The organism is Acinetobacter gerneri DSM 14967 = CIP 107464 = MTCC 9824 (assembly GCF_000368565.1).
Taxonomy (GTDB): domain Bacteria; phylum Pseudomonadota; class Gammaproteobacteria; order Pseudomonadales; family Moraxellaceae; genus Acinetobacter; species Acinetobacter gerneri.
This window is the reverse complement of the sequence record NZ_KB849549.1, coordinates 472824-482049: the sequence shown is the minus strand read 5'-3', so window position 1 is coordinate 482049 and position 9226 is coordinate 472824. Positions and strand designations below refer to the sequence as shown.

Annotated in this window: 4 protein-coding genes, 2 tRNA genes and 3 rRNA genes; 5 read left to right on the top strand and 4 right to left on the bottom strand. The window is 42.8% G+C overall.

The window, feature by feature from the left end; translation table 11 throughout:
• Positions 1-26: 26 nt before the first annotated feature.
• The 5 genes from F960_RS20180 (at position 27) to rrf (ending at position 5393) form a co-directional block, all read left to right on the top strand.
• Positions 27-1566, top strand: a 16S ribosomal RNA gene (locus tag F960_RS20180).
• A 60-nt stretch (positions 1567-1626) separates the two neighbouring features.
• Positions 1627-1703, top strand: a tRNA-Ile gene (locus F960_RS20175).
• Between the two features lie 55 nt (positions 1704-1758).
• Positions 1759-1834 (top strand) — tRNA-Ala (locus F960_RS20170).
• Between the two features lie 392 nt (positions 1835-2226).
• Positions 2227-5117, top strand: a 23S ribosomal RNA gene (locus F960_RS20165).
• 161 nt (positions 5118-5278) lie between these two features.
• A 5S ribosomal RNA gene (gene rrf / locus F960_RS20160) occupies positions 5279-5393 on the top strand.
• Together the 16S, 23S and 5S rRNA genes with 2 tRNA genes alongside form the textbook arrangement of a ribosomal RNA operon.
• Positions 5394-5491: 98 nt before the next feature.
• Here the strand turns inward: rrf and F960_RS20155 are convergent.
• From F960_RS20155 to tssK, 4 genes are read right to left on the bottom strand one after another with little or no spacing between them, the layout of a single operon-like run.
• Complete coding sequence (locus F960_RS20155; RefSeq protein ID WP_035374424.1) at positions 5492-6460, bottom strand: M15 family metallopeptidase; 969 nt, start codon at positions 6458-6460, stop codon at positions 5492-5494.
• Position 6461: 1 nt separating this feature from the next.
• Positions 6462-7034 (bottom strand): hypothetical protein, encoded by a 573-nt coding sequence (locus F960_RS20150; protein WP_155768241.1) that lies wholly within the window; start codon positions 7032-7034, stop codon positions 6462-6464.
• A 9-nt stretch (positions 7035-7043) separates the two neighbouring features.
• The gene (icmH, locus tag F960_RS20145; RefSeq protein WP_004870337.1) at positions 7044-7847 is read right to left on the bottom strand and encodes a type IVB secretion system protein IcmH/DotU; all 804 of its coding nucleotides are present in this window, start codon (positions 7845-7847) and stop codon (positions 7044-7046) included.
• Between the two features lie 11 nt (positions 7848-7858).
• Entirely contained in the window at positions 7859-9223 is a 1365-nt protein-coding gene (gene tssK, locus F960_RS20140; RefSeq protein WP_004870336.1) for a type VI secretion system baseplate subunit TssK, read from the bottom strand.
• Positions 9224-9226: the final 3 nt, after the last annotated feature.

Below are 9226 nucleotides of genomic sequence, written 5' to 3'. Positions count from 1 at the left end.
CTTTACTTATAAAGTTCGAATGATTTTAACTGAAGAGTTTGATCATGGCTCAGATTGAACGCTGGCGGCAGGCTTAACACATGCAAGTCGAGCGGGGATAGGGTGCTTGCACCTGATTCCTAGCGGCGGACGGGTGAGTAATACTTAGGAATCTGCCTATTAGTGGGGGATAACGGCTCGAAAGGGTCGCTAATACCGCATACGTCCTACGGGAGAAAGCAGGGGATCACTTGTGACCTTGCGCTAATAGATGAGCCTAAGTCGGATTAGCTAGTTGGTGGGGTAAAGGCCTACCAAGGCGACGATCTGTAGCGGGTCTGAGAGGATGATCCGCCACACTGGGACTGAGACACGGCCCAGACTCCTACGGGAGGCAGCAGTGGGGAATATTGGACAATGGGGGGAACCCTGATCCAGCCATGCCGCGTGTGTGAAGAAGGCCTTATGGTTGTAAAGCACTTTAAGCGAGGAGGAGGCTCCCGTAGCTAATATCTACGGAGAGTGGACGTTACTCGCAGAATAAGCACCGGCTAACTCTGTGCCAGCAGCCGCGGTAATACAGAGGGTGCGAGCGTTAATCGGATTTACTGGGCGTAAAGCGTGCGTAGGCGGCTTTTTAAGTCGGATGTGAAATCCCCGAGCTTAACTTGGGAATTGCATTCGATACTGGGAAGCTAGAGTATGGGAGAGGATGGTAGAATTCCAGGTGTAGCGGTGAAATGCGTAGAGATCTGGAGGAATACCGATGGCGAAGGCAGCCATCTGGCCTAATACTGACGCTGAGGTACGAAAGCATGGGGAGCAAACAGGATTAGATACCCTGGTAGTCCATGCTGTAAACGATGTCTACTAGCCGTTGGGGCCTTTGAGGCTTTAGTGGCGCAGCTAACGCGATAAGTAGACCGCCTGGGGAGTACGGTCGCAAGACTAAAACTCAAATGAATTGACGGGGGCCCGCACAAGCGGTGGAGCATGTGGTTTAATTCGATGCAACGCGAAGAACCTTACCTGGCCTTGACATACTAAGAACTTTCTAGAGATAGATTGGTGCCTTCGGGAACTTAGATACAGGTGCTGCATGGCTGTCGTCAGCTCGTGTCGTGAGATGTTGGGTTAAGTCCCGCAACGAGCGCAACCCTTTTCCTTACTTGCCAGCATTTCGGATGGGAACTTTAAGGATACTGCCAGTGACAAACTGGAGGAAGGCGGGGACGACGTCAAGTCATCATGGCCCTTACGGCCAGGGCTACACACGTGCTACAATGGTCGGTACAAAGGGTTGCTACACAGCGATGTGATGCTAATCTCAAAAAGCCGATCGTAGTCCGGATTGGAGTCTGCAACTCGACTCCATGAAGTCGGAATCGCTAGTAATCGCGGATCAGAATGCCGCGGTGAATACGTTCCCGGGCCTTGTACACACCGCCCGTCACACCATGGGAGTTTGTTGCACCAGAAGTAGCTAGCCTAACTGCAAAGAAGGCGGTTACCACGGTGTGGCCGATGACTGGGGTGAAGTCGTAACAAGGTAGCCGTAGGGGAACCTGCGGCTGGATCACCTCCTTAACGAAAAGATGATTGGCTGGCAAGAATCCACAACAAGTTGTTCTTCATTGATGTATCTGAGGGTCTGTAGCTCAGTTGGTTAGAGCACACGCTTGATAAGCGTGGGGTCACAAGTTCAAGTCTTGTCAGACCCACCAAGTCTACGAAGCTGGAAAAAGCGACAGAGAAGAAGATATATCGAGATCTTAAGCTGGGGACTTAGCTTAGTTGGTAGAGCGCCTGCTTTGCACGCAGGAGGTCAGGAGTTCGACTCTCCTAGTCTCCACCACATATTTGCAACATTGACGAATATGTTAAAAAACAAGCGATTAAGTATATAGATTATAGAAATTAATGAGAGATTGGCGTATTATACGCATCTTGTTAACTTCTGTGATTTATCACAGTTTCTTGACCTGACGAAGGCAAGAGAAATCATTAACAGATTGGCAAATTTGAGTCTGAAATAAATTGTTCAAACTTGATTTTACTAGAAGGTAGCAAGCAATTGTTACTGTTTGGTGAAATTGAGAACTAGCAAATTAACTGAATCAAGCGTTTTGGTATATGAATTAAATTGAAGCTGTACGGTGATTAAGTTCACAGGACAACAAGCTGTAGCAATTAAGTTTGCACGTTGACATTCACTTGTAGAATGTAAACGACTGTTTGGGGTTGTATAGTCAAGTAATTAAGTGCATGTGGTGGATGCCTTGGCAGTCAGAGGCGATGAAAGACGTAATAGCCTGCGATAAGCTTCGGGGAGGCGGCAAATATCCTATGATCCGGAGATTTCTGAATGGGGAAACCCACCTACTATAAGGTAGGTATCATAAACTGAATACATAGGTTTATGAGGCGAACGAGGGGAAGTGAAACATCTCAGTACCCTTAGGAAAAGAAATCAATTGAGATTCCCTCAGTAGCGGCGAGCGAACGGGGAAGAGCCCATTAAGTAATGTGTGTTTTAGCGGAATGCTCTGGGAAGTGCGACCGTAGAGGGTGATAGTCCCGTACACGAAAGGGCACACATTATGATGACGAGTAGGGCGAGGCACGTGAAACCTTGTCTGAATATGGGGGGACCATCCTCCAAGGCTAAATACTCCTGACTGACCGATAGTGAACCAGTACCGTGAGGGAAAGGCGAAAAGAACCCCTGTGAGGGGAGTGAAATAGATCCTGAAACCGCATGCATACAAGCAGTGGGAGCCGACTTGTTCGGTGACTGCGTACCTTTTGTATAATGGGTCAGCGACTTATATTCAGTAGCAAGGTTAACCGCATAGGGGAGCCGTAGAGAAATCGAGTCTTAATAGGGCGTATAGTTGCTGGGTATAGACCCGAAACCGGGTGATCTATCCATGAGCAGGTTGAAGGTTGGGTAACACTAACTGGAGGACCGAACCCACTGTCGTTGAAAAGCCAGGGGATGACTTGTGGATAGGGGTGAAAGGCTAATCAAACTCGGTGATAGCTGGTTCTCCCCGAAAGCTATTTAGGTAGCGCCTCGGACGAATACCATAGGGGGTAGAGCACTGTTTCGGCTAGGGGGTCATCCCGACTTACCAAACCGATGCAAACTCCGAATACCTATGAGTACTATCCGGGAGACAGACTGCGGGTGCTAACGTCCGTAGTCAAGAGGAAAACAATCCAGACCGCCAGCTAAGGCCCCAAAATCATAGTTAAGTGGGAAACGATGTGGGAAGGCATAGACAGCTAGGAGGTTGGCTTAGAAGCAGCCACCCTTTAAAGAAAGCGTAATAGCTCACTAGTCGAGTCGGCCTGCGCGGAAGATGTAACGGGGCTAAAACTATGTGCCGAAGCTGCGGATTTGACTTTAAGTCAAGTGGTAGGGGAGCGTTCTGTAAGCCGATGAAGGTGTATTGAGAAGTATGCTGGAGGTATCAGAAGTGCGAATGCTGACGTGAGTAACGACAAAACGGGTGAAAAACCCGTTCGCTGAAAGACCAAGGGTTCCAGTCCAACGTTAATCGGGGCTGGGTGAGTCGACCCCTAAGGCGAGGCCGAAAGGCGTAGTCGATGGGAAATTGGTTAATATTCCAATACTTCTGTTTAATGCGATGAGAGGACGGAGAAGGTTAAGTCAGCCTGGCGTTGGTTGTCCAGGTGGAAGGAAGTAGGCATGCATCTTAGGCAAATCCGGGGTGCTCTATGCTGAGATCTGATAGCAAGCTAGTTTACTAGCGAAGTGGCTGATACCAAGCTTCCAGGAAAAGTCTCTAAGCTTCAGTTAAACAGGAATCGTACCCTAAACCGACACAGGTGGTCAGGTCGAGTAGACCAAAGCGCTTGAGAGAACTCTGCTGAAGGAACTAGGCAAAATGGTACCGTAACTTCGGGAGAAGGTACGCTGTTGTTGGTGATAGGACTTGCTCCTTGAGCTGATGACAGCCACAGAAACCAGGCCGCTGCAACTGTTTATTAAAAACATAGCACTCTGCAAACACGAAAGTGGACGTATAGGGTGTGATGCCTGCCCGGTGCTGGAAGGTTAATTGATGTGGTTAGCGCAAGCGAAGCTATTGATCGAAGCCCCAGTAAACGGCGGCCGTAACTATAACGGTCCTAAGGTAGCGAAATTCCTTGTCGGGTAAGTTCCGACCTGCACGAATGGCATAATGATGGCGGCGCTGTCTCCAGCAGAGGCTCAGTGAAATCGAAATCGCTGTGAAGATGCAGTGTACCCGCGGCTAGACGGAAAGACCCCGTGAACCTTTACTGCAGCTTGACATTGAACTTTGACCTTACTTGTGTAGGATAGGTGGGAGGCTTTGAAGTGGTGACGCCAGTTGCCATGGAGCCATCCTTGAAATACCACCCTGGTAATGTTGAGGTTCTAACTCTGCTCCCTAATCGGGAGCGAGGACCATGTCTGGTGGGTAGTTTGACTGGGGCGGTCTCCTCCTAAAGAGTAACGGAGGAGTACGAAGGTGCGCTCAGCGTGGTCGGAAATCACGCGTAGAGTATAAAGGCAAAAGCGCGCTTAACTGCGAGACCCACAAGTCGAGCAGGTACGAAAGTAGGTCTTAGTGATCCGGTGGTTCTGTATGGAAGGGCCATCGCTCAACGGATAAAAGGTACTCTGGGGATAACAGGCTGATACCGCCCAAGAGTTCATATCGACGGCGGTGTTTGGCACCTCGATGTCGGCTCATCTCATCCTGGGGCTGAAGCAGGTCCCAAGGGTATGGCTGTTCGCCATTTAAAGAGGTACGCGAGCTGGGTTTAGAACGTCGTGAGACAGTTCGGTCCCTATCTACCGTGGGCGCTGGAAATTTGAGAGGATCTGCTCCTAGTACGAGAGGACCAGAGTGGACGAACCTCTGGTGTACCGGTTGTGACGCCAGTCGCATCGCCGGGTAGCTATGTTCGGAAGGGATAACCGCTGAAAGCATCTAAGCGGGAAGCCTACCTCAAGATAAGATTTCCCTAGGACTTTATGTCCTCTAAAGATCCGTTCGAGACTAGGACGTTGATAGGTTGGATGTGGAAGCACGGTGACATGTGAAGCTGACCAATACTAATTGATCGTGAGGCTTGACTATACAACACCCAAACAGTTGTATCTTTCAATAAATTCAATGCAAAATGCTTGATTTAGTTAATGCTAAAACTTAAAATTCAGACTTAAACAGCCTTCTGTTAAACTCATTTGGCAAAAGCGTAGGCAAACAGTAAGACCTAAGCGAGTAACCATAACAGTTGTGCTGGCGACAATAGCAAGAGTGAACCACCTGATCCCTTCCCGAACTCAGAAGTGAAACCTCTTCGCGCTGATGGTAGTGTGGGGTTACCCATGTGAGAGTAAGTCATCGCCAGCTCATTATTCTAAAATCCCTCATCTAAATAGATGAGGGATTTTTTTTGCCGGAAAATTATTAACTGGTCCTTATGATAAGGATATTACTTAAATAAAGGACTAGTTTTGTGCTGAAAATTGGCCTTCAGTAGATAGTTTCTCTGCCATTTCAGCCGTTTTCTTTAAACCAGGCATACGATATTCTGTATGTCCATAATCTTGAATAGATTTCCAGCGCCCACCCCAAGTAAGTCCAACTGATTCTGCGACTTCTCCATAAAGTTGATAGCCTCGCCATGCCCACGGATCTCTTTCAGAAATCACCACTTTACCTTCTCGTTTAAAGGCAATATCTGAGGCTAAACCAAACTGATGATAACTTTGAAAAGCTTTAGCACGTGTCGTATTGATGTTAGAGGAAAGCATATTTTGGCGCGCTGGACTACGATATCCTTCTAGTAGCACCATTTCATAGTTATAGCGCTCTTTCATAATTTTAAAAACCATCAGCAAACGCTGCTTATAACGTGGATTGAGACGATCCCATTTTCGATCGACTAAATTAGTGTTAAACCGCCAACTTTGATTTTCATCGATATTGTCTTGAAGGTTTTCAGAAAATATCGTGCTGATCGGATTTGAATGGCCTGAATTTTGATTTTGTTGTTCGAGTTGCATTGCTGAGATAATCGCTTCATTGACTAAGCTTTCTTCTACTTCTGGTGGCGGTGTCAACATTTCCCCATTTAAGAGCGTATAAATTTGTGGATCTACTTCTTTTAGATAATCAGCCTCAATTTTAATAGGGTTAATAGGACGTGTTACTGCAAAAACGATAATACTTCCAAATAGTAGCAGGCTTGATATCAAAATCCACCATTGCTGTATGTACCAAAACGATTGAGTTTGATTTTCTTCAGCAGCATGATTCACTTTTTGTATAAATAAAAAACTATTTTTTAGTTTTTCTTTGATCATAGGCATGATTATTTTACTATTTTGCTGTAATTTTTGTCTTAACTCAAAAGACATTACCAGACACAACACTAAAATCAGGCATAGAAAACTAAAAATAATTATAAAAATCACATTATTCTTCTTTGTTTTTACGAATAATAGAAATTTGTACTGAGCCTTCTGGAGATTCGTCTAAAGCACTATCTTTAGTTGGTTTATCTTTTCCAATTACAGAAGTTTGTTTAATGGCATTCTGTTTATTGGTCATTTGCTGATTTTTAGGCACATTATTTTTAATAATTTCCGAAGCCTTGGGATTTTTATGAATTGATAGCTTTATGATTTGCTCAAATGGTGTATCACGTTCTGATGTATTTTTTTGCTGATGATGCTTAAAAATATGATTAAAATCATTATCTTTTATTTTAATAGTATTTTGATTTTGTTCAATATTATTAAAATGCTGTGTGGTTTTATTTAAATTATCTTGATTGAGTTCAGGCATATTTTTAGTTTTATCTTCAAGAGAGGTATCTAAAGCAGCATTTTGTGTATTATTTATATAAAAAAGAACAAATGTGAAGGTCATAATTATGAATATAGCCAAAACCAAGTAAATCCAAATGAAAAATCTATTTTTGGTTTTTTTGCTTGGTTGGCTGTTCTGTAGGATGCGTACAGAACTTTTATTATCCTGATTCATCATCGTTCTTCTTTATGGCAAATAAATAGTAATTGAAGCTTGTTCTAATGGTGCATTGATCACATTTTTGTAGGGAGCAAAAGCTGCTAAGTTTTGTTGATTTAGCATGTAAAATAGTCCGATATAGACCACGACACTAAAAAGACATAAAAAAATGAGAATCCATAAAAAGGGCAATTCTCGATGAATCATATTTTTGATTTGATCAGGAAGCATTGCAAAGGGCGAAAAAGATGTTTTTTTACCCTTTAAAAAATCAATTTCATCACCGACACGTGCTACGAGATGGTTTAAACTTTCAATAGATTCAATACGATACTTGCCTTGAAAACCTAAGAGCAAACAATAATGAAAAACTTCTAAGGCTGCTAAACGATCTTTTCCTTTCGCTCTTAATTGTTCTAAAAATTCAAAAAAGCGATAACCCGCAAGTTGTGAACCAAACAGGCTTAATTGGAGAGGTGCGATCATCCACGCATTTTGTAAGTTAAAAAAACTGGGATCTTGTTGCGTAACGATCGTTTCATCAAGTAAGGCACAATACGCATATTTTGCATCATGAATATCTTCTGCATTAAATTGCAATTTCTTGGCTTGTTGTTCAAATTTATTTAAATAATCTAATATCTTGGATCTAAATTGATCACAATTTTCGGGTACATATTGATTGCGTAATAAGAATACGATGTAGAAACTATCATGTAATAAGTCAACTAAATTACTGATTTGAACATTTTTAAATATGTTTGCTGGTGTTGTTCCTAAACCAATTTGCCCATCGTCAAAAAGTGAAGGCGCGCCATTTGAAGGATTCATATTTTTAGCCTTTAATTATTCATCACAGCAATCAATTCGATACTGATATCTTGGAAGCCTGAAGGGACATAAATACATATAGACTCAGAATCAAGCATTCGTTGATAGAGTTCGTGATGCGGTTCTAATTCAAAATAGTTCACCCCTGAACGCACAGGGATAGCTGTTGGGACTTGAACTAAATGGTGTAGTGGAATGGCTGGGAGGGCTGATACTACGCGCTGCTCGACATCGATCGTATTACCGACTTTAAAACGCAGTGGTACGATTTGTACAAGTTCATGCGTTTGCATCATGCTACTTGATACAGATAAATATAGACGTGAGTCTCGATTGATTTTGTCTGATTCGATACTTCCAACCCAATACGAAGGACGAATTTCTTTTAAATTAATACTAATATATCGATTAGAAATAATGGTATCGAGTAAATCTCTCAAGATAAGATCAAGCTGTTCAAAACTTTCTTGTAGATTATGGTGTTGATATTGCGGTAAAAAATCTACATCATAAGCCGTAGAGAAAGTTAGTAAAGAACCCGTCAAATGTAATAATTCAAAATAAAATCGTTCAGGGTGAATAAAAGGATGATGATATAAATGATTTAAAGTTGCATGTGCAGTATTTAGCGCATTGACCAACCAAAATGACACAATATCGCCTGATCGAAATTCGATAAGTTTTTGCTCATTTTCTCTATTATTTGTCTGAATTGTTTTGATTTTTGCTTTGATAACATTGAGCAATCTTTTTAAATGATTGAGCAAAGTTTCATTTGCGCCAATGTGCAAAATAGGCGGAATAAATCGATTATCAAGTTCAAAATTTCCAGTACTATGCCGTTTAAGTTTGCCTATAGGAAGGTATAAAAAGCCATCCAAATCTGTATCTGGACTTGCATGATGCGCCAATAACTTAAATTCAGCTCTTTTTCTTAATAACGTAATATCAGCGGTCGCTGCATCAGTAAATAAATCATGGACTTGAGTTAAATGAGAATGATAGCGACTGGGTTCAGTTGATGCCTCGTGGGAAACATTTTGCTTATTTGCTTGTAAAATGGGTAATGCAAGATAAATATGCATTTCATTTTGTAGATTAAGCTCATCTAACTGTAGCGGTTCAGGGAGTAGATCACGAGCAGGTGCATGGTAAATTTCAGAATCCTGCCAAATCATTTCGATATTTTCTAAAGCTAAAATATGGATATTGAGCTGAGTTGCATCGAAGCGAATATTTTGCACGCCATACGAAAAAGCGATGGTCGAGCGGATGAGCTGATTTAAATGTTGTTCATGATAGGTATCTTGAATTTGAAAATGTTGGGGTCTTAAAAATAAACCTTCACCCCATAAAATTTTTTCAGCTTTAAACATAAA